This window comes from Pseudomonas kielensis (assembly GCF_014236655.1).
Lineage (GTDB): Bacteria > Pseudomonadota > Gammaproteobacteria > Pseudomonadales > Pseudomonadaceae > Aquipseudomonas > Aquipseudomonas kielensis.
Map to the genome: position 1 here is coordinate 190,076 of NZ_JACMYG010000001.1, position 25,384 is coordinate 215,459.

Here is a 25,384-nt window from a genome sequence, read left to right on the forward strand (position 1 = left end):
GATTCACCAGAGAACCACGCAGGATTTTGTTCGTTCAGAGACTACTCAGCGCAGCGTACAACTCGTGTCGCCGGATAGATGAAGTACCGATCTTGCTTATGCGTATGAAACGTCTGGCCAAGGCGTAAAGACGGGATCTTGTCGACATGATCCCCCCACGGTTCAAAACCCTTTGTTTCGACGATAGTGTTCCGGCGTACAACCGGCCTGACGCTGAAACATCGCGGTAAAGGCTGACGCCGTGCTGTAGCCCATGTCGAAGGCGACTTCCTGAATGCTGCGTGGACTGTCCAACGCCTCGATCGAGGCCAGGAAGCGCAGGCGCTGGCGCCACTCGCCGAAACTCATGCCCAGTTCCCGCAGACATTGGCGCGCCAGCGTCCGCTCGCTGATGTGCATGTGCGCGGCCCATTGCGTCTGCGTGCGGTTGTCACCCGGGGCCGCCTGCAACGCTTCAAGCACTCCCGACAATGCCGCGCTGCTGGCGTAGGGCAGATAGCCGCTGTGAACCGGTGCCTGCTGCAATTGGTCAATCAGCACCTGGGCCAGGCGCTTGTCGGCAGCCAGGGTGGGGATTTTCACATCGCGGGTGGCGAAGTCCTTGAGGATCGCCTTGAGAATGTCACTGATCGCCAGCGTGCAGGCCTGCGCTGGCAGATCGCGACACACCTGTGGCGCCAGGCACACGGCGCGATAGTTGATCGGCTGATGGCTGTAGAAACTATGCTCGGTCTGCGGCGGTACCCAGATCGCATAGTGCGGCGGTGACATGAAGCGGCTCCCACCCACCTCCATATGCAGTACGCCATGGGCCGAATACTCCAGCGTGCCCCATGGGTGGCGGTGAGCGGCGGCATACCGGTGCGCGTCGAAGTCGGCATAACGGAAGTACACCGGGGCCGGCAGTTCGCTGAAATCCAGCAGATCAATGTGTTTACGGCTCATGCTGTCCGGATTCAAGGGCAGGTTGTCTGGATTCAAGTATAGGCCTTGATCCGGACAGGCGGATAATCACCCCTCATTAACGTTCTGGTTGTCCTCATGCAATTCGCTTATCCCCTGCTGGCCATTTTCATCTGGGCCGGCAACACCGTAATCACCAAAATGTCGGCCGGGGCGATCTTCCCCGCCGAGATCGGCTTTTATCGCTGGCTGCTCGCCGGCCTGCTGTTCACCCCATTCATGCTCAAGCAAGTGGTGCAGCATTGGCCGCTCATCCGCCCGAACCTGGGCAAGATCTTTGTCCTCGGCGTGCTCGGCATGGCGGTGTATCAAAGCCTGGCGTACTTCGCCGCGAGCCTGACCTCGGCCACCAACATGGGCATCATCCTGTCGCTGATGCCGTTGATGTCACTGGCCATGGCAATCATCAGCCTCGGTCAGCGCCTGACCGCCGGGGCGCTGGCCGGGGCACTGCTGTCATTCGCCGGGGTGCTGGTGGTGGTGTCGTCCGGCAGCCTGGCAACACTGCTGGAGCATGGGGTCAACCTGGGTGACGCCATGATGCTGATCGCCACCCTCGCCTATGCGGTCTACAGCACCCTGTTGAAAAAGTGGCAACTGCGCCTGCCGCCCCTGGTGCTGCTCTACCTGCAAATACTGGTGGCGGTGGTGGTGCTGTTTCCGCTGTTCGTCGCTTCGCCGAAAACCGGCCTGACCCTCCACAATGTGCCGCTGGTGCTGTACGCCTGCCTGCTGGCCTCGATGGTTGCACCACTGGCCTGGATGCAGGCCGTGTTGCGCCTGGGCCCAAGCCGGACCACGCAGTTTTTCAACCTGCTGCCGTTGATTACCGCGCTGATTGCCGCCGTGGTGCTGCATGAAGAACTGGCGCTGTACCACCTGGTCGGCGGGGCGCTGACCCTGGGCGGAGTGATTGTGTGCGAACGCTGGACCCGGGTGCTGGGCCGCAGATGATCGGCTGTCGCTAGACGCCCGCCGCCTTCAACCGTCGGGCATGTTCGACAAACAGGCGCACCGGCTCCGCGCCCTTGCCCACCAGCCCGAGCGACTGGTTGACGATGTCGAAGTGATCCAGCGGAAAATCATCACCGATGACCTTGCCCAGGTGGGAGCTGTAGCGCCCGACCATGCCGTCGCAGTGCCCGGACTCGCGGACGAAGGTGCGGGCAAACAGACGGCAGCTACGGTTAGTGCCGTCGATCAGATTGCCGCCACGATCCGTGATGCCCGGCTGCAGGGTGCCGGACCAGGAGTAGTAACGCACACCATTGACCTCCTCCGGCCCGTGCCCGCCCCAATGCGCGGGCAAGCCCTGTGGATAACATTGGTTGAACCGTGCCACCCCTGCGCTGGTCAGCGAGTTGTGGGAGGCGTGCACGTCCACCGGCCATCGGCGCACGTGGTGGCCGGTCTCCAGCAGCCCCATCAGCCAGGCGACGCCTTGTAAAAAGGCACTCAGCAGCCGGCCTTTGGCGCTCTCGGGTGGGTAGTGTTGGTGCAGGTAGTCCGCCAGCTCCGAGCCGTGGTTGGGGCCGGCCACCGAGGTCACCGACGCCACTAGGTCGGGGCGTTTGGCGGCGGCGTAGCGCGCGGTCAACGAGCCTTGGCTATGGCCGATCAGGTTGACCTTGCTGGCACCGGTTTCCTGCAGGATCGCCTCGATCTGCAGCAGCAGCTCTTCGCCGCGCACCTCGTTGGAGTTGACCGGCGACACCTGCACCGCAATCACCGTGGCCCCGCCCCGACGCAGCGCCGGGATGATCCCGTACCAGTACGGGTACAGCACCAGGCGAACAAACCCGAGCATGCCCGGGACCAGCACCATGGGGTAGCGAGGGGCGGTGTCTTGCGACATGTGAAAACATCCTTGTGATCAATGGGAAGGCCCGGGAGGGGGTGCAAGACGCCAGCCATCAGTATCGCCAGCCAGGATGACGCCTGCACGACCACTCTATGACATTCCCCCGCGACCGCTTCAACCTCGTCATCGTGGCTCGCAATATCCGATAAAACTTTTCTCCCGGCTCATCACTCACACCTAGGGAGCACGCCAACAGAGTGTGATGCCCAGTGATCAGCCCGAGGAGATCGAGATGAGCGAGCAACAGTTGTCTGATATCAACACCCTGCGCCAGCGGGCGCGCACCCACGTCGAGAACGGCGCCGTGACCGAAGGCTACAGCGCCAACCGCGAGGAGGTGCTGCGTCTACTCAATGAATCCCTGGCCACCGAGTTGGTGTGTGTGCTGCGCTACAAACGCCACTACTTCATGGCCGATGGCCTGAAGGCCGCGGTGGCCGCCCAGGAATTCCTCGAACACGCCACCCAGGAAGCCGAGCACGCCGACAAACTTGCCGAGCGCATCGTGCAACTGGGGGGTGAACCGGAATTCAATCCGGACTTGCTGTCGAAGAACGCCCATGCGCAATACGTCGCCGGTAATACCCTCAAGGAAATGGTCTACGAGGACCTGGTGGCCGAACGTATCGCAATCGACAGTTATCGCGAGATCATTCAGTACATCGGTGACAAGGACCCGACTACCCGCCGGTTGTTCGAAGATATCCTGGCCCAGGAAGAAGAGCATGCCGACGACATGGCGGACTTGCTGAAGGACTTGTAGGCTCGCCTGTTCAGCCTTGTTGTGGCGATCCACAACAAGGCTCCCTCACTCGTCAAACCCGCAGATCAGCCCTTCACGGTCTTCGGCGCCTTGCCTGACTTCATCTGCTCCAGCAACGGTGCACATTGATTCGGTTCGCCACCACTGGGTGCGACCAGCGCCAGCAACCCGGCCGCCGGGCCGGCTATGACTCCCAACGCCACCATCCCCGCGCCGCGCAGCATCAACGGCACGCCCTTGACCCCGGCATCCGGCTTGATGAACTTGCCGCGCACGTACAGCGGTGAACGCAAGGAGATCAACCGCCAGCCCTTGGACTCTGGGGTAATGGTCAGGTCCAGTTGTTCGCTGGCCATGTTCGCTGTGCCGTCGATGTAGATGATCGCGTTCTCGGTGTCGAACACAAACAGGCGCGTGGTTGCCAGGCCGCTCTTGATGCCGAAGTCGGCCGCCGCGCAATTGATCTTCACTTCCTTGTCGCCAAAGATCTTGCCGACCAGGTAGTTGCCCACGTTCAACCCGGCCAGCTCCATCAGTTCCCGGCTGATCGCGCCGTCGTTGATCAGCATCTTCAAATCGCCATTGGCACTGCCCAGCAACGCCGCCACCGAGTTGCCCCGCCCGGCAATGTCGGCATCGCCATTGAGTTCGCCGAAGCTGGTTTTCATCGGCTCAAAGGTCGGGAACAGCTGCTTGAGCTTGAAGCCCCGCGCGCTCAGTTTGGCCCGGCCTTCCAGCGGCGTGGTCTGGCCGTTGAGGCGGATCTGCGCGTCCAGCTTGCCGCCCGCCACGCCAAAGCGCAGTGGCTGCAGGTTGAGCTGGCCGTCATTGAGGATCACGTGGGCATACAGGTCATTGAACGGCAGTTTCTCGCTGTGCACGATGCGCTTGCCGGTGAATTCGACATCCGCGTCCATATCGCGCCAGCGCTCCGTGCGGAACTCCTCCACCGGCAGCACCTTGTCGGCCGGCTGTTTGCTGTCGCCGCCACGGGCCTTTTGCTTGGCGTTGGAGTCGGCGCCGATCAAGGGCGCGAGGTCGACGAACAGCAGCTGATTGGAGACCAGCGCGCCACTGAGCTTGGGCCGTGGCTTGCTGGCCACATAGGCCAGGTTGCCATGGATGTCGCTGCCGCCGATGGTGCCGTTGAAATCTTCATAGCGGAACGTCGCCCCCTCCTGCGCCCGCAGGTTGGCGATCAGATGACCGTCGGTGGCGTACGGGGAGGAGTCCGGCAGGGTGATGCCGGTCAATGGGTAGAGATTGCCCAGGCTGCTGCCCGCCAGTTTCAGGCGCAGGTCCAGGGCGCCGAGGTTCAGCGGATCGGTCAGGGTGCCGGCCAGCTCGACCCGAGTGTCGGCAATCCGCACCTGGGCCTGCAGCGCAAAGGGCTTGGCGGCATCCTGCAAGGCCAGCAGGCCGCCGATCTTGCCCTGGCCGGTAAGCGCCTGGCCGTGGTACTGGCCTTTGACCTGCAGGGCAAACGCATAATCCTGAGGCGCCGCGCCCTTGTCCTGGGCTTTTTTCGCGGTCTCGTCACCGACGATATCGCTGAACGGAATCGGCTTGCCCAATGGGTCGATCAGCAGGTCGAGGCGGGTTTTCAGGCTCTGGTCGTCGAGGGTCACGTGGCCTTTGTCGAAGCCAATCGCGCCGATATCCACCGCCCAACTGGACGGTTCGGCATTCGGGTCCTTGGGGTCGAAGGTGAAGGTCCAATTGGCGCGTCCGTCCGCCAGGCGCTGCAGCTGGGCATTGGGCTCGGTCAGGTCGATGCGCGGAATCACCACGCGCTGCGCCAGCAGGGCCAGCGGCGAGATCCGCAGCTCGACCCGTTTCAGGCTGACCATCTGTGGTTGTTTGGACCAGTCGGGGTTGCCCAGGCTCAGGTCCTCGGCCACCACATGCGGCCACGGCACCCAGGCACGCCAGCCACCCTCGTCGAGTTCGCGCTGCCACACCACCGCCAGGTTGCCATTGATGGCAAAGGGCCGATGCAACTCCTGCGAGACCTTGGCATTGAGCGTTGGCTTGATCCGGTTCCAATCGAAGAACGCGATGACCAGCACCAACACGGCGATCAACAGCACCAGGCTGGCAAAGACCCAGGCGAGAATTTTACGGGTGCGCGTCATTGCACAAAGCTCCTGATGACTGCTCGGCGCCCGGACCGCGACGCTCGATAAAAATCCTAGGCCAGAAATCGACCGACTATGAAAACTACGACTGGCAAATGGCCCGCAGGTTTAACCAAAAACGCGATTCAGCGGTAAATAGCGGCTTTTTTCCTGACCCAGTCGACAGAATTCTGTTACCTGGGCGGCACTTCGAGGGCGCACAAGCGGGTCGAAAATACCCAATCCGGTGCCGAAACGCTCCCCGCAAACCCCCGCTCTAGAGGCGCCCGGCAGAACAATCAATTCTGTTGATTATTACCATTGTCTTTATGAACTTTTATATCAACTTATCGAGAGTAGCATTGGCTCCGTACCCACTTTATCGCCCCCACACGGAGCAACCGATCATGAAACGCCAATTACTGCTGAGCCTGACCCTTTCCCTCCTCGCCGCTAACGCTTTTGCCTTGCCAGCGGCCGAGCAAGCCACGCCACAATCCAAAGCCGAACATTCGGTGTTCAGCCAGACCGTTGCCGAAGGGGGTTCCGACCGCCTGCTGGAACGCAACAAAGTCGCCGCCGATGGCTACGACCGCACTCCACAAGGCCAGACCGTTGCCGAAGGCGGCCGTGATCGCCTGGAAGAAAAAGGCCTGGTTGAAGATGGCTACGACCGTACCCCACAAGGCCAGGTCGTTGCCGAAGGTGGCGGTGACCGTGTCATCGAACGCAACAGCGCAGTGAGCTGAGCCCATGGTGGCCCGGAAAAAAGCCCGATTCCCTGGAGTCGGGCTTTGACTTTGCGTCAACCGCAACGCCCCGCCACACCCTCGCTGTCACCGACCCACTGAAGTTCGACGCCAGCAAAGCCGATTTGCTAGAGTGCGCCGCTGTCCCTGATTAGAAGTCAGCCGCCTGATGCTGCCCCGCGCCGAACAGAAACAACAGACCCGCAACGCCCTGATGGACGCAGCTCGCCACCTGATGGAGTGCGGCCGCGGATTCGGCAGCCTGAGCCTGCGCGAAGTGGCGAAAACCGCCGGCATCGTCCCCACAGGCTTCTATCGGCATTTTGCCGATATGGACCAACTGGGCCTGGTGCTGGTCAGCGAAGTCGGCCAGACCTTCCGCGAGACCATTCGCCTGGTGCGCCACAACGAGTTCGTCATGGGCGGGATCATCGATGCCTCGGTGCGCATTTTCCTCGACGTGGTCGCGGCCAACCGTTCGCAGTTCCTGTTCCTCGCCCGTGAGCAATACGGCGGATCACTGCCGGTGCGCCAGGCCATTGGCCAGTTGCGCGAGAACATCAGCGCCGACCTTGCGGCAGACCTGGCATTGATGCCCAAGCTGCAACACCTGGACCTGGCGGGCCTGTCGGTGATGGCGGACCTGATCGTCAAGAGCGTGTTCGCCACCCTGCCCGACATTATCGATCCGCCCGCTGAAGCGCTGCCCGAGCATCTGACCCCGCAAGCGAAGATCACTCAGCAATTGCGCTTCATCTTTATTGGCCTCAAGCATTGGCAGGGGCTGGGCAGTACCGAGTAAGCCCTTGGACCGTCGCCGGGGCGCGCAACAAAAAGGTGCGCCAGCCCGCCTCTTCGCACCAAACCACACCACAGCATCGCCCCTTGTCCCGCACCACTTTCTAGCATTCGCGGGCTAACCGGGGAAATTTCCTACAACCTTTCCTGTTGGCAAGCCCCTTGCTCTAGCCCCTGCATCGTCCTTTGCCGGAAGCTTGCCATGCTGGTGATTCATCGCAGAATCGACCCTCAACCCCTCTGGGCCGCCGAGTTGCACCTGAACTTCGAGGCCCGCAGCAAAAGCCGCCTGCGCTGTTTCAGTGCCACGGGGGAAGACGTCGGCCTGTTTCTGGAGCGCGGCCAGCCACCGCTGTCCGACGGCGAATGCCTGGAGGCCGAGGACGGCCGCATCGTGCGGGTCTGCGCCCGCCCTGAACAACTGCTGCACGTCACCTGCGCCAACGCCTTCGAATTGACTCGCGCGGCCTATCACCTGGGCAATCGCCACGTGGCCCTGCAAGTGGGAGATGGCTGGTTGCGCCTGCTCGACGACTACGTGCTCAAGGCCATGCTCGAACAGCTGGGTGCCAGGGCCGTCAGTATCGAGGCGCCGTTCCAGCCGGAACACGGTGCCTACGGCGGCGGCCATCACCACTCGCGTCACGGCGACGAAGACTTCAACTACGCGCCCAAACTGCATCAGTTCGGCGTACGCCTGTGAATCCCGCCTGGGCGCTGCTACGCCTGGCCAGTCCACAACTGCCGATTGGCGGCTACAGCTATTCCCAGGGCCTGGAAATGGCGGTGGACAACGGCCGCGTCAGCGACCCTTCGACGGCCAGGCGCTGGATCAGCGACCAGTTGCTGCTCAACCTCGCACGCTTTGAAGCGCCCTTGCTGCTCGCCCACTGCAGTGCTGCCGCCAGCGAAGACTGGCCGCAGTTGTGGCGCCTCTGTGAACAGCACCGCGCCAGCCGGGAAACCCGCGAGCTGCATCAGGAAAGCCGGCAGATGGGCTACTCCCTGCAACAGCTGCTCAGCGGCTTGCCGGAGCTGGACCCGCCTGCCCGGGAGTTTCTGCAGCGCTGCCACGAACCCCATCTGGCCCTGGGCTGGGCGCTGGCCGCCCGGGCCTGGCACATCAGTGCTCAGGACGCCCTGGCCGCCTGGCTGTGGAGTTGGCTGGAAAACCAGCTGGCGGTGCTGATGAAAACCCTGCCGCTGGGCCAGCAAGCGGCGCAGCGCCTGACCAGTGAATTGCTGCCGCTGCTGCAACAGGCGCAGCAGGACGCCAACCGAATCAACCCCGAACACCTCGGCAGCGCCGCGTTCGGTCTATCCCTGGCGTGCATGGCCCATGAGCGCCAGTACAGCCGCCTGTTCCGTTCCTAGGGCCGGTCATTTTGGAGAATCACATGAACACACAACCTTTGCGTGTCGGTATCGGCGGTCCGGTCGGTTCCGGCAAAACCGCCCTGACCCTGGCCCTGTGCCTGGCGCTGCGTGAGCGCTACAACCTGGCGGTGGTGACCAACGACATCTATACCCGCGAAGACGCCGATTTCCTGGTGCGCAACCAAGCGCTGGCACCGGAGCGGATCATTGGCGTGGAGACCGGTGGCTGCCCGCACACGGCGATTCGCGAAGACGCCTCGATCAACCTGGAGGCGGTTGATCAACTGAACCGGCGTTTTCCAGGGCTGGACCTGATCCTGGTGGAGTCCGGCGGCGACAACCTGTCGGCGACCTTCAGCCCCGAGCTGTCCGACCTGACCATCTACGTGATCGATGTCTCGGCGGGCGACAAGCTGCCGCGCAAAGGCGGGCCAGGGATCTGCAAGTCCGACCTGCTGGTGATCAACAAGATCGACCTGGCCCCGCTGGTGGGCGCCTCTCTGACCCTGATGGACAGCGATACCCAGCGCATGCGCAACGGCAAACCCTTTGTCTTCAGCAACCAGAAGACCGGCCAGGGCCTTGAACAGATCATCGCCTTCATTGAACGCCAGGGCCTGCTGACCGCGGCCTGACAGTTATCCACACGACACTCGCAAAGGAAGCCTATCCATGACACTCAAACGCCTATTCGCCGCCGCGGCCCTGCTGCTCACCCCGGCCCTGGCCTTCGCTCACCCGGGCCACGGTGACAATGGTTTGCTGGCCGGCATCAGCCACCCCATCGGCGGCCTTGATCACCTGCTGGCGATGCTCGCCGTCGGTTTGTGGGCTGCGCAACAGCAAGGTGCCGCACGCTGGGCACTGCCCTGCACGTTCGTTGGCACCATGCTGCTGGGCGGGGTGCTCGGGTTCGAGGGCTTGAGCCTGCCGGCCCTGGAGAGCGGGATTGCGGCCTCGGTGCTGGCCCTGGGCCTGGCGGTGGCGCTGGCAGTGCGCCCAGCCCTGAGCCTGGCCGTCGGCGCCACCGCCCTGTTTGCCCTGTTCCACGGCGTGGCCCACGGCCTGGAGCTACCCGAGATGTCCAGCCCCTGGACCTACGCCGGCGGCTTCGTCGTTGCCACCGCGGCCCTGCATGCTGCCGGGTACGCCCTGGTGCGCGTGTTACCGCAAGCCGCCGCGCCGTTGGTACGCCTGGCCGGTGCAGCATCGGCGGCGACCGGGGTCTGGCTGCTGGCTGGCTGATGAGGTGCCGTTGCCGGCAACAAGCTGCAAGCAGATCGGCTCTGACTTGCAGCTTGAAGCGAGCAGCTTGAAGCTTGCCTCCCTCAGGCCTGCTACCATGTCGCGCAAACACCCCTGCCGTGACGACGCCAGCCAATGCCCCATGCTCCCCGCTCTGCCTCCCAGCCTGAACTGACCGCTCTGTTTGCCACCGTGCAGCAGCATTTTCGCGGCGTGATCGTGCCTCTCTGGCAGGGTCCGGGCTGGAATGCGCAAATGGCATTGCCCTACGAAGCCCTGGATGCCCAGCACCAGCCATTGCCGCCCCAGCGCTATCGGGCGATGGCCTGCGCGCGCCAGCTGTACCTGTTCGCCAGCCTGATCGGTGAAGTGCCGGCAGCCGAGGAGCGGGCAGCGGCGCTGTTCCGTTCCTTGCAACAGCACTTTCATGATGGCGAGCATGGCGGCTGGTTCTACAGCATCGACCCTTCGGGCGCGCCGATGGATCAGCGCAAGGACCTCTACACCCACGCCTTCATCCTCTTCGCCTGCGCCCATTACTGGGCCAAGGTGCGTGAGCCGCTGGTGGAGTCGGTGCTCAATGCCGCCCTGCAAGTGCTTGCCCAGCACTTTGCCAGTGGCAACGGCCTGTACGAAGCGAGCCTGGACCGCGACTGGTCGTCACTCGGCACAGGCCCCCTGCAAAACCCGCTGATGCACCTGGCCGAAGCCTTCCTGGCGATACTGGCGGTGCGCGAGGACCTGGCCGTCGAGGCGGCACTCAAGGCGTTGTGCGCCGCCATGCAGCAGCACTTCATCGACCCGCAGCACGGGGTGATGATGGAGAAACCGCTGGGGGCTGTGGATAACTGGTTTGAGCCGGGGCATCAGTTCGAATGGTTTTTCCTGCTGGACGCCTCGCCGACCCTGCGCGGCTCGGCGCTGCATGCCTCGCTGGACCGCGCCTTCGCCTTCACCGAACAACGGGGGGTGGAGCCGCAGACCGGGGCCGTCGCCGCCATGCTCGAACTGGCGGAGGGCGAACAGCCGCGCGACGCCACCCAGCGCATCTGGGCCCAGGCCGAATACCTGCGGGCCCTGACCTTGCGCCCCGCCAGCCAGGCGGTGCTGTTGCGCCAGTTGCACGCCTTGCAGCAACGCTTCCTGCATGCCGGCGGCTGGCACGAATGCCTGGACGCCAGCGGCACGGTCAGCCGCCAGGATATGCCGTCGACCACGCCCTATCACCTGGCGACCTGTTATCGCGGGTTGGCTGAGTACCTGGACTGAGGTGACGATCGCTGTCGCGAGCAAAACCTGCCCGCGATTGGCCCGACTCGGTCCTCAGCCAGCAATCCACTTCGGGTCTGCGGTAAAGCTGATGGTCAGCCAGCGCGCGGCATCCGGCTTGCCCAACTGCGCCGAAATCTGCTCGCGCAGGGCATCCAGCGTCGCCACGCCCTCCAGCCGGTAATCGGCCGGCAACACCACGTGAATCTCGATAAATCGCGCCCGCCCGTGTTTCTGCACATAGCTGACGTAGTCGGCAAAACCGTGCTCGGCCTTGGCCGCGTCCATGACCTGGCGCACCTTGTCATCCAGTTGGTCGGGGGCAATGCCCAGCACATCGCGCAGCGCCGGGCGCAGGATCTTCCAGGCCGGTGCCAGCATGCTCAGGGCCAGCAGGATCAGGATCAGCGGGTCGACGTACAGCGCCCACTGGCCATACCCCTGGGTCTTGAGCAGCAGCGCCGTGAGGAAACTCACCAGCAAGCCCACCGACAGCATGGCGTCCACCAGCCAACTGATGTTGTCGAACTGGATCAACGTGGACTTGAGCGTGCGATTGCGGTGGCGGATGTAGAAGAAATAGGCGAACTCGACAACGGTAAACACCGCCGCGTAGACGATCACCAGCCCCAACTCGATCTCGCGGCCACCGTTGATGATGCCGAACACACCGTTGAGAAAGGCATAGATCGCGATCAGCAGCAGGAAGCTGCCTTCGATCAACAGCACCATGGGTTCCAGGTGCCAGAAGCCGAACTGGAAGCGCTGATTGCTTTGCTTGGCGATCAGTTGGGCGGTGATCAACATCAGGACCTTGATGAAGGTCGCGATCAACGAAAAGAAACCATCAAACAGGATGGATTGGGACCCGGAAACAAAACCCGTGACGATCCCGGCGATCGCCACGGCTAACATCAGGATGGTCGATTGCTTGAGCAGTGCCTGCTCACCTCGGTTACTCACATGGCCTCCTTGTGAACCCGGACAACCGCGACTTGCGGTGGGGGTTTCAACAAGGAGTGTACCTTATGCCCTGTTTTGGCCGATTCGACGCCTCCCTCTTACCCCTTGGCGTTGCGATCAATCGCAAAGCCACCCCAGGTCTGGCTCACGGGCATCAGTTCCAGGCGGTTGATGTTGATGTGTGCCGGCGCGTTGAGCACCCAGAAGATGGTCTCGGCAATGTCCTGCGGCTGGATCGGCTCGGCGCCGGCATAGGTCGCGTCGTAGCGCGCCTGGTCGCCGGCAAAGCGCACCAGCGAGAACTCGCTTTCGCACAGGCCCGGCTCGATATTGCTGACACGCACGCCAGTGCCCTGCAGGTCGCACCGCAGGTTCAACGAGAACTGTTTGACGAAGGCCTTGCTCGCGCCATACACGTGGCTGCCCGGGTACGGGTAGTTGCCGGCAATGGAGCCCAGGTTGATGATCCCGGCGCCGCGGCCGTGGGCGATCAGGCGGGGTAACAACAGGCGCGTGCTGTACATCAGGCCCTTGATGTTGGTGTCGACCATGGTGTCCCAATCGTCGAGGTCGCACTTGGGTGCCGGGTCCACGCCCAGGGCCAGGCCGGCGTTGTTGATCAGCCCGCGCAGCGTGGCAAAGGAGGGTGGCAGGTTGGCAATGGCCGCTTCCATCGCCTGACGATCACGCACATCGAGCACCAGGCCATGGACCTCGGTCTGCTTCGACAATTCGGCACACAGGGCATTCAGACGTTCTTCACGACGCCCCGTCAGCACCAGTTTCCAGCCAGCTTCGGCAAAACGACGGGCGCAGGCTTCACCAAAACCGGATGTGGCGCCGGTAATAAACAGGGTGTTGGACATCGTGACCTCCTGGAATGGGCTGATCCACAGCCTTGAAATAGATAAACAAGCGGCAGCATGCCCGGCCACGTTCCCGGGGGCAACCTCAGGTTTTCTGGACAAAAAACCACCAACTTGCCCGAGCCCTTGTGGGCCGTGGCCCGCAGCCAACTGCACGCACCTTATCCACAGCCCCGTCCACAATCTTTGGGGGCAAGTGCAAAAGCCTGGGCACCGCTATCCACAAGGCTTTGCGGGCAGATTGAAAAGTTTTTTGCTTGACCCCGGCCGCCCCACGTGTCGCCCTCCCGGGTTGAACGCGACCGGGCGGTCAAATCGGCGATGGCTCCAAGCCAGCAAATTCGCTGCTTTGCCAAGTCTTTCCAGAGTTTAACCACAGACTTATCCACAGGCTGCCCGGTCGATTTTCCGTTGCGCGCGGCGACCAATAAAAAGGTTGACAATCCAGGCTCAGGGTCATGCAAAAGCGTCTGTACAAAAAACAACCACAAGCTTGAAAGCCACGTAAACAAAGGCCTGCAGCGAGTTGCACCCACGTTACCCACAGCCAGCTCCACAGCAAACGGGGACAAGTCAAAACTGTGGAAAAACAGCTATTTGCAGCGTCTTTATGTCGCGCTTTGACAGCTGCTGAATATTGTTGTCCACATTTTCCGATTGACCGCGAAGATCCACGATCAGCCCCCCCGTTAAAGCAAAAAAAAACGCCCTGGGGCCGGGGCCGTCAGGGCGTTGGTTTGCCGCGTGCCGGTCTAGTGACCGCCAAGGTAAGCGTTGCGCACCTCCTCGTTGACCAGCAGCTCCTTGCCGGTGCCGGTCAGGCGGATCTGCCCGTTGACCATCACATAGGCGCGATCCGACAGGCGCAGGGCATGGTTGGCGTTCTGCTCGACCAGGAAGATGGTCATGCCGGTGCTCGCCAGCTCGCGCAAGGTGGCGAAGATCTGCTTCACCACGATCGGCGCCAGCCCCAGGCTCGGCTCATCGAGCAACAGCAGCTTGGGTCGGCTCATCAAGGCACGCGCGATGGCGAGCATCTGCTGCTCGCCACCGGACATGGTCATGGCCCGCTGGGTCCGTCGCTCCTTTAGTCGCGGGAACAGCTCGAACATGCGCTGCATGTCTTCGCTGGCGTACTTGTCGCCAATGGGAATGGTGCCCATCAACAGGTTTTCCTCGACGGTCATGTCGGGGAATACCCGCCGCCCTTCCGGCGACTGCGCGATGCCGTTGGAGGCGATGTAGTGGGACGACTTGTGGGTGATATCCACCCCCTGGTAGATGATCTGCCCGTCAGCCGCCCGGGGCTGGCCGAAGATCGACATCAGCAGGGTCGATTTACCGGCGCCGTTGGAGCCGATCAGGCTGACGGTTTCGCCTTCGTTGATGTGCAGCGAGACTTTTTTCAGGGCCTGGATCGGCCCGTAGAACACGTCCAGCTCCTTGAGTTCGAGAATCGGTTGGCTCATACCAGCTCCTCTTCATCGGCACCCAGGTAGGCGGCGATCACTTTCGGGTCGTTGCGAATAGCTTCGGGTCCGCCCTCGGCGATCACGTTGCCGTGGTCCAGCACCACGATGTGGTCGGAAATGCTCATTACCATGCCCATGTCGTGTTCAATCAGCACCACGGTCAGATCGTGCTCGTCGCGCAGCAGCCGGATCATCGCGCTCAGTGCTTCGGTTTCCTGAGGGTTGAGGCCGGCGGCCGGCTCGTCCAGGCAGATGATCTGCGGCCGTGTGCACATGGCCCGGGCGATTTCCAGGCGGCGCTGCTGACCGTAGGACAGTTCACCGGCCAGGCGGTTGGCGCAGTCCACCAGGTCGACCACCTCCAGCCAGTAGAACGCGCAGTCCAGCGCATCGCTTTCGGCCTTGCGGTAGCCCTTGGTATTGAGGATGCCGGCCAGCAGGCTGCGGTTGACCCACATGTGCTGGGCCACCAGCAGGTTCTCCAGCACCGACATTTCCTTGAACAGGCGAATGTTCTGGAACGTACGCGCCAGGCCGGCGCGGTTCACCAGGTGGGTGCCACCGAACATTTTGTAGTACAGCCGACTGGCGAAGCTTTTCGGCGAGACGAAATCGCGGGCCTTGAAGGACTCGCCCAGCAACTGGATGACGTTGGTGTGCTGGCCACGGGTGTTGAGTTCGATCTTGCCGCCGGAGGCCTTGTAGAAACCCGTCAGGCAGTTGAACACGGTGGTCTTGCCGGCACCGTTAGGACCGATCAGGGCGAAGATCGAGTTGCGATGGACTTTGAGGCTGACGTCACTGAGGGCTTTGATACCGCCGAAGTGCATCATCAGCTTCTCGACACTGAGTACCACTTCGCTCATGGCGCTACTCCTTTACGCGGGGTCACACCGGTACGGCTGATCCGAATCAGGCCGCGCGGTCGCCAGATCATCATCAACACCATCAGGATGCCGAACAGCAGCACCCGGTACTCGGCGAAGCCGCGCAGCAGTTCCGGGGCCACGGTCAGGACGAACGCAGCGATCACCACGCCGATGGTCGAGCCCATGCCGCCGAGCACCACGATCGCCAGGATCAGTGCCGACTCGAAGAAGGTGAACGAGGTCGGGTTGACGAAGCCCTGGTAGGTGGCAAAGAACACCCCGGCCAGGCCTGCAGTCGAGGCGCCGATGGTGAATGCCGAGAGTTTCACCAGCACGTGGTTCAAGCCCATGGAGCGGCAGGCGATTTCGTCTTCGCGCAAGGCTTCCCAGGCGCGGCCGACCGGCATGCGGGTCAGGCGGTGCTTGATGTACAGCACGGCCAGCACCACCAGGAACAGCACGGCGTAGATAAAGTAATACTTCACGTCCGGGTTGTAGGCGATCCCGAAGAACTCATGGAACGGCACCCCACCCTCTTTGGCGCGCTTGCCGAACTCCAGGCCGAAGAAGGTTGGCAGCGGTGCGGCCATGCCGTTCGGACCGCCTGTCAGAGACAGCCAGTTGTTGAGGATCAGGCGGATGATTTCACCAAAGCCCAGGGTCACGATGGCCAGGTAGTCACCGTGCAGGCGCAACACCGGGAAACCGAGGATGCAGCCGGCCAGCGCGGCCGTGATCGCCGCCAGTGGCAACACCGTCCAGAAACCCAGCCCCAGGTATTGATAACCCAGCGCCAGGCCATAGGCACCGATGGCGTAGAACGCCACGTAGCCCAGGTCGAGCAGCCCCGCCAGGCCCACCACGATGTTCAGGCCCAGGCCCAGCAGCACGTAGATCAGGCCCAGGATCACCACGCCCAGCAAGTAGGAGTTGGAGAAGAACGGGAAGACCACGGCGATGACGATCAACAGCGGGATGATCCAGCGCAGCCGCGACTTGTAGTCCGGCGCCAGCACGTGCACGCCGGAGCCGGTGGACTCGAAGCCTTCGAGGATCCGTCGGCCCTTGGGCGACTGCAGGAACAGGCTCAGGGCGAAGCGTCCGGCCATGACCACGGCAATGATCCAGGCAACGCGCTTGGGCTCCAGGTTGAAGCTGTAGCCATCGAGCACGACCCCGACAATCGGGCCAAAGACGATCAGGGCAATCAGGCCGGCAAGAATCGCGTCGACCACACTTTCTTTGACATCAATGGATTTTTTAGTGGTTGAAGACATCGCTTACACCTTCGACACAAGAGGACGGCCGAGCAGGCCTTGGGGCCGAAAGACCAGAACAAGCACCAGCAGCGAGAAGCTGAAGACGTCTTTGTAGTCCGAGTTGACCAAACCCGAGAACAGCGACTCGGAGATCCCGAGGATGATCCCGCCGAGCATTGCCCCTGGCAGTGAGCCGATGCCGCCCAGAACCGCTGCGGTGAAGGCCTTGATGCCGATGATGAAGCCGGCATAGAAGTCGAAGGTGCCGTAGTTCATGGTGATCAGCACGCCGGCCAGGGCCGCCATTGCCGCACCGATGATGAACACGTAGGAAATCACCCGGTCGGTATTGATCCCCAGGATCGAAGCCATCTTGCGGTCTTGCTGGGTGGCACGGCACATGCGGCCGAGCTTGGTGTACTTGATGATGTAGGTCAGCAAAGCCATGCCGACGAATGCGGCAATCAGGATAAACACCTTGGTGTAGGTCAACTGCACGAAGCCGGTGCCGACTTCGATGCGCCAGGCTCCCGTCAGCAGGGTTGGAACACCTTGTTGCTTGGCGCCCTGGGCGATCTGGGCATAGTTCTGCAAGATCAGCGAAATCCCGATGGCGCTGATCAGCGGTGCCAGACGGGTCGAGTTGCGCAGGGGTTTGTAGGCGACGCGCTCGATGACCCAGCCATACACCGCCGTGACCACGATGGTGAAGATCAAGGTGCCGAGCATCAGTAGCGGGAAGGATTCAATACCGAAGTATGCCAGCAGTGCCAGACTGATTGCCGCGAGGTAAGCGGAAATCATGTAAACCTCGCCGTGGGCGAAGTTGATCATGCCAATGATGCCATAGACCATTGTGTAGCCGATGGCGATCAGGCCATAGACCGACCCGAGGGTCAGGCCGTTGACCAGTTGCTGCAGGAAAATACCATCCATAACGCAATCTCACGCAGTGAGAACCTGCACCCCTGAGGGGGTGCGGCTCTTCTAAGGAAAATACAGATTTACGTCGGAGCAATGTCAGCCACGATCAGACTGATTGACACCATCCCCTGTGGGAGCTGGCAAGCCCGCGCCCACGGGGATTGATGGCGCTCAGCCGATCGCGTCAGCCCTTACTTCTGTTTTTCCAACTGGTGGTATTTACCGTCCTTGTCCCACTGGTAGACCACGTAGTCGGAGACTTTCAGGTCGCCCTTGGCGTCCCAGGTCTTCTCGCCCATGACGGTCTTGACCGGGTTGGCTTTCAGCCATTTGGCCGCTTCTTCACCCTTGTTCGACTTGGCGCCGTTGAAGCCTGCCGCCAGGGCCTGGACCGAAGCGTAAGCGTACAGGGTGTAGCCTTCAGGCTCGGTGCCGGCCTTGCGGAAGGCATCCACCACGGCCTTGCTCTCTGGCAGCAGGCGCGGGTCGGCGCCGAAGGTCATCAGCACGCCATCGACGAATTGCGGGCCGCCAGCGGTGGTCACCAGTTCGTCGGTCACGATGCCGTCATCGGACATGAACTTGACGTCTTTGAGGCCTTGCTCACGCAATTGACGGACCAGAGGACCGGCTTCCGGGTGCAGGCCGCCGAAGTAGACGACGTCAGCACCGGCGCCGCGGATTTTGGTGACGATGGTGCTGAAGTCTTTCTCGCCGCGGGTCAGGCCTTCATACAGCACCGGCGTTACGCCGCGCTTCACCAGTTGGGCCTTGGTGGCATCCGCCAGGCCTTGGCCGTAGGTGTCCTTGTCGTGCAGCACGACGACTTTTTTGCCCTTGAGCACATCGACGATGTAGTCGCCGGCCACGATGCCCTGCTGGTCGTCACGCCCGCACATACGGAACATGGCGCTCAGTCCGCGCTCGGTGACCTGTGGGTTGGTGGAACCCGGGGTGATCGCGATGATCCCGGCTTCGTCGTAGATCTCCGAGGCTGGAATGGTCGAGGAGGAGCAGAAGTGACCGACTACGCCGGCAACCTTCTGGTTAGTGAGGTCCTTGGCGACCGTCACCGCCTGTTTTGGCTCGCAGGCGTCATCGCCCTTGACCAGCACGATCTTCTCGCCATTCACGCCGCCTGCGGCGTTCACGGCGTCGGCTGCTGCCTGTGCACCCTTCATGTACTGCTCGCCAAATGCCGCGTTGGCGCCCGTCATTGGACCCGCTACACCGATCTTGATGTCGGCCTGAGCAAACGCAGAAACGCCCAACGCAGCAGCCACTGCGAGGGCCAGAAAGCCTTTCTTGTAAAACGTCTGGGACATGAGGTGGTGCTCCAAGGTTTTTTTAGTTGGCACTGCGACTTCACTGAATGCTCAGAGCAAGGGCCGTGCCATTGGTTTTTTATTCTTGAGCAAGTCGTTGCCTTATTGTTTTTTAAACAGTTTTGGGCCCATTTTCATTGGGCGTGCAACCGTCTAAACCGCGAAAGGTGAAACCGTTATTTTTTAAGGGTGAAACCTTCGCGTGCCACTATTGCAACCGTCAGCAGAAACGACGTGCAACCAGCCTGTAACAGCCCGCGTCACCGAACTGCACACTACTGGTGCGAGACTGCTACAACCCGCACCACTACAGGCTAGTCGTTACCGCCAAAAGCGCCGCGTCCAAGCGTTAAATTCCCTTGCTTAAATCACAATCCGCAGGCACTGGCCCGCGTGATAGAGGGAGAACCCGGTTTCGTACAGGCAACTGCGCAACCCCACCCCCAGCAGTGGCTGCATGGGGGCGAAAGGAATCGGCAAGGCTTGAGGATCGCCGTGGCACAGGTAGTCGGCGAAGGCTTTGCCGACAACGGTCCCGGTGGTCACCCCTCGTCCGTTGTAGCCGGTGACCGCGACCAGGCCGGGCGCCGGTTCGAACAGGCGCATCAGGTGATCAGGGGTAAAGGCGATGCAGCCGGTCCAGGTGCATTCCCAGTCCACCGGCTTGAGATAGGGGAAATAGTGTTGCTGCACCCGGTCGGCCCAGGCCTTGAGGAACCAGGCGGGTTTGCGGTTGCCATTGCCCAGGCTGCCAAGCAACAGGCGACCGTCCTGGTCACGGCGAATGCTGCTCAGCACCTGGCGCGTGTCCCAGGAACCCTGGCCGCCCGGCAGGATCTGCTGCGCGGCTTCTTCGGTCAGTGGCGCCGAGGCGACCTGGTAGTAGTAACCCGGGAAAAAGTTGCGTCGCAGCTCGGTCCAGTCGCCCTCGGTGTAAGCGTTGGAAGCGATCACTACCTGCTCGGCAAGCACTGCACCCTCGGCGGTGTGCACCGCCCAGAGCTGGCCCTGGCGTTCCAGCCGGGTCACCGCGCTATGGTCGAACAACCGGCCACCCAGGTCGGCGGCCGCCTTGGCCAGACCACTGGTGTAGGCCATGGGATTGAGCGTGCCGGCGCGGCGATCGAGCAACGCGGCGGCGATTTTCTTGGTTCCGGTGGCTTGCTCGCACGCCGCTCCGGTCAATAATTCGACCGGGGCACCGCGGCGTTTCCATTGCGCTTCGCGGCTGCGCAGATCGGTTTCGCCAGTGCGGTTGTGGGCCATGTGCAGCGTGCCCTCGCGGCGCAGCTGGCAATCGATGCGGTACTTGTCGATCAGGCTGAACACCAGGGCGGGAGCCGCGCCGAGCATACGATTGAGCTGGCTGCCGACGACTTCGCCAAAACCCTCTTCAATCTCGTCCGGGGGAATCCACATGCCGGCGTTCACCAGCCCGACGTTGCGCCCCGAACCGCCCTGGCCACAGCGCTGAGCCTCAAGCACACAGACGCTCTTGCCCTGTTCCAGCAAATGCACGGCCGCCGACAAGCCGGTGAAGCCGGCGCCGATCACGCAGACATCGGCCCTCACCTCGCCCTTGAGCGCCGCCCGGTCAGGCCGTTGCGGCGTCAGTTTTTCCCATAAGCATTCTTCGCGTAACGGCATTGCAAGACCCCGATCAAAAACCGAACCCACACAATTCAATGTGGGAGCGAGCAAGCTCGCGCCCACTGGGGACTACCGCTCGACTGAAGCTTCAATCAAACGTGATGCCCTGGGCCAACGGCAGTTCCAGCGAGTAGTTGACGGTGTTGGTCTGGCGCCGCATGTAACCGCGCCACGCATCGGAGCCCGACTCGCGACCGCCACCGGTTTCTTTCTCGCCGCCAAACGCGCCGCCGATTTCCGCACCGCTGGGGCCGATGTTGACGTTGGCGATCCCGCAGTCGCTGCCCACCGCCGACATGAACTGCTCGGCTTCACGCACGTCAGTGGTGAAGATGCACGAGGACAGGCCTTGCGGTACAGCGTTGTTCAGGCGCAGCGCTTCGGCGAAGTCGTTGTAGCCCACCACGTACAGGATCGGCGCGAAGGTTTCGCTGCACACCACGTCGCTTTGCTCGGGCATTTCGACGATGGCCGGCGAGACGTAGTAGGCGTTGGGGAACTGCGATTCGAGCTGGCGCTTGCCGCCGAACACCCGGCCGCCTTCACTCAAGGCCTGCTCCAGGGCGTCCTGCATGTTATCGAAACTGTGCTTGTCGATCAGAGGACCGACCAGGTTGCCTTCCAGCGGATGGCCAATGCGCACCTTGGAATAGGCAGCCTTGAGACGGGTGACGATTTCTTCCTTGACCGATTCGTGGGCAATCAGTCGGCGCAAGGTGGTGCAGCGCTGGCCAGCAGTGCCGACGGCGCTGAACAGAATGGCGCGGACCGCCATGTCCAGGTCGGCGCTTGGGCCGAGGATCATTGCGTTGTTGCCACCGAGTTCGAGAATGCTGCGGGCGAAACGGGCAGCGATCTTCGGCGCCACTTCGCGACCCATGCGGGTACTGCCGGTGGCGCTGATCAGGGCCACGCGCGGGTCGTCCACCAGCGCTTCACCGGCATCGCGGCCACCGATGATCACTTGGCTGAGGTAGGGCGGTGCATCGCTGAAATTCTTCAGCACCCGTTCGAACAGCGCCTGGCAGGCCAGTGCGGTGAGCGGGGTTTTCTCCGACGGTTTCCAGATCACCGGGTTACCGCACACCAGCGCCAGCGTAGTGTTCCAGGCCCAGACCGCGACCGGGAAGTTGAATGCACTGATTACCCCGACCACGCCCAGCGGATGCCAGGTTTCACGCATGTGGTGGCCCGGGCGCTCGGAGGCGATGGTCAAGCCGTAGAGTTGACGGGACAGACCGACGGCGAAGTCGCAGATGTCGATCATTTCCTGCACTTCACCCAAGCCTTCCTGAGTGATCTTGCCGGCTTCCCAGGACACCAGCTCGCCCAGGTCGGCCTTGTATTCACGCAGCACTTCGCCGAACTGGCGCACCAGCTCACCACGGCGCGGTGCTGGCACCTTGCGCCACAGCTCGAACGCATGCTCGGCACGACTGACCTGCTGCTCGACTTCGGCGGCACCTTCCCAGTTGACCGAGGCAATCTGGCTGCCGTCGACAGGTGAATGCACCGGCTGTTTGCCGTTCTGGTACAGGGCCGGGTTTACCCCCAAACGATCAAGCAATGCGGCAACCATGGGTCACTCCTCAAGCAAAAAACGGAAAGTTCGCAGCCGCAGCAAGACGGCTGATCAGGCCTGTAGTTGTAGCGCTACACAGACGAGCCAACAAACGACGATTAGGCGAGATATCATTCCGTTTATTCATGCAACGCGTTGCAACAAGAACAAAGGGCCCACCCATGCTGAATAAACGCCACTTGCCATCGATCACTGCCCTGCAGTGCTTTGAAGCGGTCACCCGCCACCTGAGCTTCACCCGCGCGGCCGAAGAGTTGAACCTGACTCAGAGCGCAGTGAGCAAACAGGTGGCGCAACTGGAAGAACTGCTGCAGCACCTGCTGTTTCGTCGGGTTCGGCGGCGCCTGCAAATGACTCCGGCTGGGGATCTATACCTGGTTGAAGTCCGAAAAATCCTCACCCAGGTCGAGATGTCGACCCATTACTTGCGCTCCTACGGTGGCGAGACGGAAGTCCTGCGGGTGTCCACCCCGCCGACTTTTGGTGCCCGTTGGTTGGTGCCACGCCTCAAGGGCTGGCGCCTGCGCCATCCGCAGATTCACCTGGACCTGTGCAGCGAGCAGGAAGCCGACGACCTGCTGCAGGGCCGCGCCGACCTGGCGTTCTACTTCGGCCAGGGCTCCCGGCCGGGCACCGAGTGCCTGAAACTGTTCGGCGAAGAGCTGGTCCCCGTGTGTGCGCCCGGCAGCCTGCCAGACCATCCCTTCACCGACCCGACCCAGCTCACCGACCTGGTACTGCTGCAAAATGCCTCGCGGCCCCAGGCCTGGCACGACTGGTTCGACAGCCAGGGTTACCAGACCGAACACAGCTACCACGGGCCGCGCTTCGAGACGTTCTACATGTGCATCCGCGCCGCGCAAGTCGGCTGTGGCGTGGCCCTGTTGCCGCGTTTTCTGGTGGAGGAAGAACTGGCCGACGGCAAGCTGGTCATTCCCTGGCAGCATGCAATGCCCAGCAGCGACGCCTATTACCTGGCCTACCCGGAACACGCGGCGGAAGTGCCCAAGGTCCGGGATTTTGTGAAGTGGATGCTGGAGCAGATCGATACACCGGCGGCCAGCTGAGTGCGTCGGCCAAAAAATCACTGGCAATCACCACTGCCGATATGCGCCACTACGCCCCTTCAATGAAACAGCGTCAAAGGCTGCGGCCAGCCTGGAGATCCCCGTTATGAGCGAGAGTGTGTTTGCCGATCGCATCGTGCAGAACCTGCTCGACACCGACTTCTACAAGCTGACCATGATGCAGGCGGTGCTGCACAACTACCCCAACGTTGAAGTCGAATGGGAGTTTCGCTGCCGCAACAGCGAAGACCTGCGCCCCTACCTGGCGGAAATTCGTGTGCAGATCGAGCGCCTGGCCGAACTAAGCCTGAGCGCCGACCAGTTGGGTTTCCTGGAGCGCATCAGTTTCATGAAGCCGGACTTCCTGCGGTTTCTCGGACTGTTCCGGTTCAATCTGCGCTACATCCACACCGGCATCGAACAGGGCGAGTTGTTCATTCGCCTGCGCGGGCCATGGCTGCATGTGATTCTGTTCGAGGTGCCGTTGCTGGCGATTGTCAGCGAGGTGCGCAACCGCTATCGCTACAGCGAAGTGGTGCTGGAACAAGCCCGCGAGCAGCTGTATCGCAAGTTCGACTGGTTGAGTGCCAACGCCAGCAGCGAGGAGTTGTCCGAGTTGCAGGTCGCGGATTTCGGCACCCGCCGCCGGTTTTCCTACCGGGTCCAGGAAGAAGTGGTCAACGTGCTCAAGCACGACTTCCCGGGGCGTTTCGTCGGCACCAGCAACGTGCACCTGTCACGGGAAATCGACATGAAACCGCTGGGCACCATGGCCCACGAGTGGATCATGGCCCACCAGCAACTCGGCCCGAGGCTGATCGACAGCCAGATCGCCGCCCTCGATTGCTGGGTCCGTGAATACCGTGGCCTGCTCGGCATTGCCCTGACCGACTGCATCACCACCGATGCATTCCTCAACGATTTCGACCTGTACTTCGCCAAGCTGTTCGACGGCCTGCGCCACGACTCCGGAGATCCGATTCTCTGGGCGGAAAAAGCCATCGCTCATTATCACAAGCTCGGTATCGAGCCGATGAGCAAGACCCTGGTGTTCTCCGACAGCCTGACGCTGCCCCGCTCACTGGAGATCTTCCGGGCGCTGCGCGGGCGGATCAATCTCAGCTTTGGCATCGGCACCAACCTGACCTGTGACATTCCCGGTGTCGAACCCATGAGCATCGTGCTTAAAATGACCGCCTGCAACGGCCAGCCAGTCGCCAAGATTTCCGACGAGCCTGGCAAGACCCACTGCAAGGATCCGAATTTCGTCGCCTATTTGCGACATGTGTTTCAAGTACCTGCCGCCCTATCTGGCAATTCAAGCAAGGAGTGAATTCATGCAAGCCGTACAGCGTGAGATTGCTGAACAGCTCAAGGTCCAACCGCCCTTCGCCGACCAGGCTGCCCTGGAAGCGGAAATCGAGCGGCGGATCGGCTTCATCCAGGACTGCCTGGTCAATTCCGGGCTCAAGAGCCTGGTACTGGGCATCAGTGGTGGCGTCGATTCGCTGACCGCAGGCCTGCTGGCCCAACGCGCCATGCATGAACTGCGCGAGCGCAGCGGTGATATGAGCTACAAATTCATCGCCGTACGCCTGCCGTACGAAACCCAGTTCGATGAACACGAAGCCCAGGCTGCGGTGGACTTCATCGCGCCGGATGAGCGCCACACGGTCAATATCGGCCCGGCGGTCAAGGCGCTGTCCCGTGAGGTCGCGGCCTTTGAAGGCAAACACGCGGTGTCGGTGGATTTCGTGCTGGGCAATACCAAGGCGCGCATGCGCATGGTCGCCCAGTACACCATCGCCGGGGCCGCCCACGGCCTGGTGATCGGTACTGACCACGCCGCCGAAGCGGTGATGGGCTTCTTCACCAAGTTCGGCGACGGCGCCTGTGACCTGGCCCCCCTCAGCGGCCTGGTGAAAAACCAGGTACGGGCCATCGCCCGGCACTTCGGCGCGCCCGAGTCACTGGTGGAAAAAGTCCCGACCGCCGACCTGGAAGACCTGTCGCCGGGTAAGCCGGACGAAGCGTCCCATGGCGTCACCTACACCGAGATCGATGCCTTCCTGCACGGTGAGCCGGTGCGTGAAGAGGCCTTCCGGATCATTTGCGACACCTATAGAAAGACCCATCACAAGCGGGTAATGCCGTTTGCCCCGTGATTGACTAAAGGGGCTTTAGCGCGGCCATCGCGAGAGGCTCGCGATAAATGCCAGGCAAAAAAAAGCGTCCCACCGAGGACGCTTTTTTTATGGGCGCTAC

The 25,384-nt window shown here is 62.0% G+C and carries 24 protein-coding genes; 12 read left to right on the forward strand and 12 right to left on the reverse strand.

Annotated features, from left to right (window positions below; translation table 11 throughout):
* Nucleotides 1-162: 162 nt before the first annotated feature.
* A complete protein-coding gene (locus H7995_RS00795) occupies nt 163-945 on the reverse strand; it encodes an AraC family transcriptional regulator (protein WP_166589871.1) in 783 nt (260 codons plus the stop codon).
* 96 nt (nt 946-1,041) lie between these two features.
* Between H7995_RS00795 and H7995_RS00800 the strand changes: the two genes are divergently transcribed.
* Nucleotides 1,042-1,917 (forward strand): DMT family transporter, encoded by an 876-nt coding sequence (locus H7995_RS00800; RefSeq protein ID WP_166589870.1) that lies wholly within the window; start codon nt 1,042-1,044, stop codon nt 1,915-1,917.
* Between the two features lie 10 nt (nt 1,918-1,927).
* On the opposite strand, the gene H7995_RS00805 is transcribed toward H7995_RS00800, so the two are convergent.
* Nucleotides 1,928-2,818 (reverse strand): esterase/lipase family protein, encoded by an 891-nt coding sequence (locus H7995_RS00805; protein WP_166589869.1) that lies wholly within the window; start codon nt 2,816-2,818, stop codon nt 1,928-1,930.
* A gap of 238 nt (nt 2,819-3,056) precedes the next feature.
* On the opposite strand from H7995_RS00805, the gene H7995_RS00810 reads away from it, so the two are divergent.
* Nucleotides 3,057-3,587: a ferritin-like domain-containing protein gene (locus H7995_RS00810; RefSeq protein ID WP_166589868.1), complete on the forward strand. Its 531-nt coding sequence runs from the start codon at nt 3,057-3,059 to the stop codon at nt 3,585-3,587.
* Nucleotides 3,588-3,652: 65 nt separating this feature from the next.
* Here H7995_RS00810 and H7995_RS00815 read toward each other — a convergent pair whose 3' ends face one another.
* Nucleotides 3,653-5,722: an AsmA family protein gene (locus H7995_RS00815; protein ID WP_166589867.1), complete on the reverse strand. Its 2,070-nt coding sequence runs from the start codon at nt 5,720-5,722 to the stop codon at nt 3,653-3,655.
* Nucleotides 5,723-6,111: 389 nt separating this feature from the next.
* Here H7995_RS00815 and H7995_RS00820 point away from each other — a divergent pair, with 389 nt between their 5' ends.
* The 7 genes from H7995_RS00820 (at nt 6,112) to H7995_RS00850 (ending at nt 11,142) form a co-directional block, all read left to right on the forward strand.
* Nucleotides 6,112-6,453, forward strand: coding sequence for a hypothetical protein (locus tag H7995_RS00820; protein WP_166589866.1), 342 nt, complete (start codon nt 6,112-6,114; stop codon nt 6,451-6,453).
* A 169-nt stretch (nt 6,454-6,622) separates the two neighbouring features.
* A complete protein-coding gene (locus H7995_RS00825; protein WP_166589865.1) occupies nt 6,623-7,255 on the forward strand; it encodes a TetR family transcriptional regulator in 633 nt (210 codons plus the stop codon).
* Nucleotides 7,256-7,453: 198 nt separating this feature from the next.
* Nucleotides 7,454-7,954 (forward strand): urease accessory protein UreE, encoded by a 501-nt coding sequence (gene ureE, locus H7995_RS00830; RefSeq protein ID WP_182343282.1) that lies wholly within the window; start codon nt 7,454-7,456, stop codon nt 7,952-7,954.
* Nucleotides 7,951-8,625 carry an urease accessory protein UreF gene (locus H7995_RS00835; protein ID WP_185817827.1) on the forward strand — a complete coding sequence of 225 codons (675 nt, stop codon included), beginning with the start codon at nt 7,951-7,953 and terminating at the stop codon, nt 8,623-8,625. The genes ureE and H7995_RS00835 overlap by 4 nt, the downstream gene beginning before the upstream one ends.
* 23 nt (nt 8,626-8,648) lie before the next feature.
* Nucleotides 8,649-9,263: an urease accessory protein UreG gene (gene ureG / locus H7995_RS00840; RefSeq protein WP_166589862.1), complete on the forward strand. Its 615-nt coding sequence runs from the start codon at nt 8,649-8,651 to the stop codon at nt 9,261-9,263.
* A gap of 37 nt (nt 9,264-9,300) precedes the next feature.
* Nucleotides 9,301-9,873, forward strand: coding sequence for a HupE/UreJ family protein (locus H7995_RS00845; RefSeq protein WP_166589861.1), 573 nt, complete (start codon nt 9,301-9,303; stop codon nt 9,871-9,873).
* Nucleotides 9,874-10,008: 135 nt separating this feature from the next.
* Nucleotides 10,009-11,142, forward strand: coding sequence for an AGE family epimerase/isomerase (locus tag H7995_RS00850; protein ID WP_185817828.1), 1,134 nt, complete (start codon nt 10,009-10,011; stop codon nt 11,140-11,142).
* A gap of 54 nt (nt 11,143-11,196) precedes the next feature.
* Here H7995_RS00850 and H7995_RS00855 read toward each other — a convergent pair whose 3' ends face one another.
* The 9 genes from H7995_RS00855 to amaB all read right to left on the reverse strand — a co-directional run bounded on the left by H7995_RS00855 (nt 11,197) and on the right by amaB (nt 22,049).
* Nucleotides 11,197-12,105, reverse strand: a complete 909-nt coding sequence (locus tag H7995_RS00855; RefSeq protein ID WP_166589859.1) for a cation diffusion facilitator family transporter — start codon at nt 12,103-12,105, stop codon at nt 11,197-11,199.
* 98 nt (nt 12,106-12,203) lie between these two features.
* Nucleotides 12,204-12,971 (reverse strand): SDR family oxidoreductase, encoded by a 768-nt coding sequence (locus H7995_RS00860; protein WP_166589858.1) that lies wholly within the window; start codon nt 12,969-12,971, stop codon nt 12,204-12,206.
* 752 nt (nt 12,972-13,723) lie between these two features.
* Nucleotides 13,724-14,440 carry an ABC transporter ATP-binding protein gene (locus H7995_RS00865; protein WP_166589857.1) on the reverse strand — a complete coding sequence of 239 codons (717 nt, stop codon included), beginning with the start codon at nt 14,438-14,440 and terminating at the stop codon, nt 13,724-13,726.
* Nucleotides 14,437-15,309, reverse strand: coding sequence for an ATP-binding cassette domain-containing protein (locus H7995_RS00870; protein ID WP_166589856.1), 873 nt, complete (start codon nt 15,307-15,309; stop codon nt 14,437-14,439). The genes H7995_RS00865 and H7995_RS00870 overlap by 4 nt, the downstream gene beginning before the upstream one ends.
* Nucleotides 15,306-16,589 carry a high-affinity branched-chain amino acid ABC transporter permease LivM gene (gene livM / locus H7995_RS00875; RefSeq protein WP_166589855.1) on the reverse strand — a complete coding sequence of 428 codons (1,284 nt, stop codon included), beginning with the start codon at nt 16,587-16,589 and terminating at the stop codon, nt 15,306-15,308. Before livM ends, H7995_RS00870 begins: the two co-directional genes overlap by 4 nt.
* Before the next feature lie 3 nt (nt 16,590-16,592).
* Nucleotides 16,593-17,507 carry an ABC transporter permease subunit gene (locus tag H7995_RS00880; RefSeq protein ID WP_185817829.1) on the reverse strand — a complete coding sequence of 305 codons (915 nt, stop codon included), beginning with the start codon at nt 17,505-17,507 and terminating at the stop codon, nt 16,593-16,595.
* Between the two features lie 179 nt (nt 17,508-17,686).
* Nucleotides 17,687-18,820, reverse strand: coding sequence for a branched-chain amino acid ABC transporter substrate-binding protein (locus tag H7995_RS00885; protein WP_166589853.1), 1,134 nt, complete (start codon nt 18,818-18,820; stop codon nt 17,687-17,689).
* A gap of 363 nt (nt 18,821-19,183) precedes the next feature.
* The gene (gene amaA, locus H7995_RS00890) at nt 19,184-20,467 is read right to left on the reverse strand and encodes an L-pipecolate oxidase (protein WP_182343274.1); all 1,284 of its coding nucleotides are present in this window, start codon (nt 20,465-20,467) and stop codon (nt 19,184-19,186) included.
* A gap of 91 nt (nt 20,468-20,558) precedes the next feature.
* Nucleotides 20,559-22,049 (reverse strand): L-piperidine-6-carboxylate dehydrogenase, encoded by a 1,491-nt coding sequence (amaB, locus tag H7995_RS00895; protein WP_166589851.1) that lies wholly within the window; start codon nt 22,047-22,049, stop codon nt 20,559-20,561.
* Between the two features lie 164 nt (nt 22,050-22,213).
* Between amaB and H7995_RS00900 the strand changes: the two genes are divergently transcribed.
* The 3 genes from H7995_RS00900 (at nt 22,214) to nadE (ending at nt 25,284) form a co-directional block, all read left to right on the forward strand.
* Nucleotides 22,214-23,119 (forward strand): LysR family transcriptional regulator, encoded by a 906-nt coding sequence (locus tag H7995_RS00900; protein WP_182343272.1) that lies wholly within the window; start codon nt 22,214-22,216, stop codon nt 23,117-23,119.
* Nucleotides 23,120-23,225: 106 nt separating this feature from the next.
* The gene (gene pncB, locus H7995_RS00905; protein ID WP_185817830.1) at nt 23,226-24,452 is read left to right on the forward strand and encodes a nicotinate phosphoribosyltransferase; all 1,227 of its coding nucleotides are present in this window, start codon (nt 23,226-23,228) and stop codon (nt 24,450-24,452) included.
* Nucleotides 24,453-24,456: 4 nt separating this feature from the next.
* Nucleotides 24,457-25,284, forward strand: coding sequence for an ammonia-dependent NAD(+) synthetase (nadE, locus tag H7995_RS00910; RefSeq protein WP_166589848.1), 828 nt, complete (start codon nt 24,457-24,459; stop codon nt 25,282-25,284).
* Nucleotides 25,285-25,384: the final 100 nt, after the last annotated feature.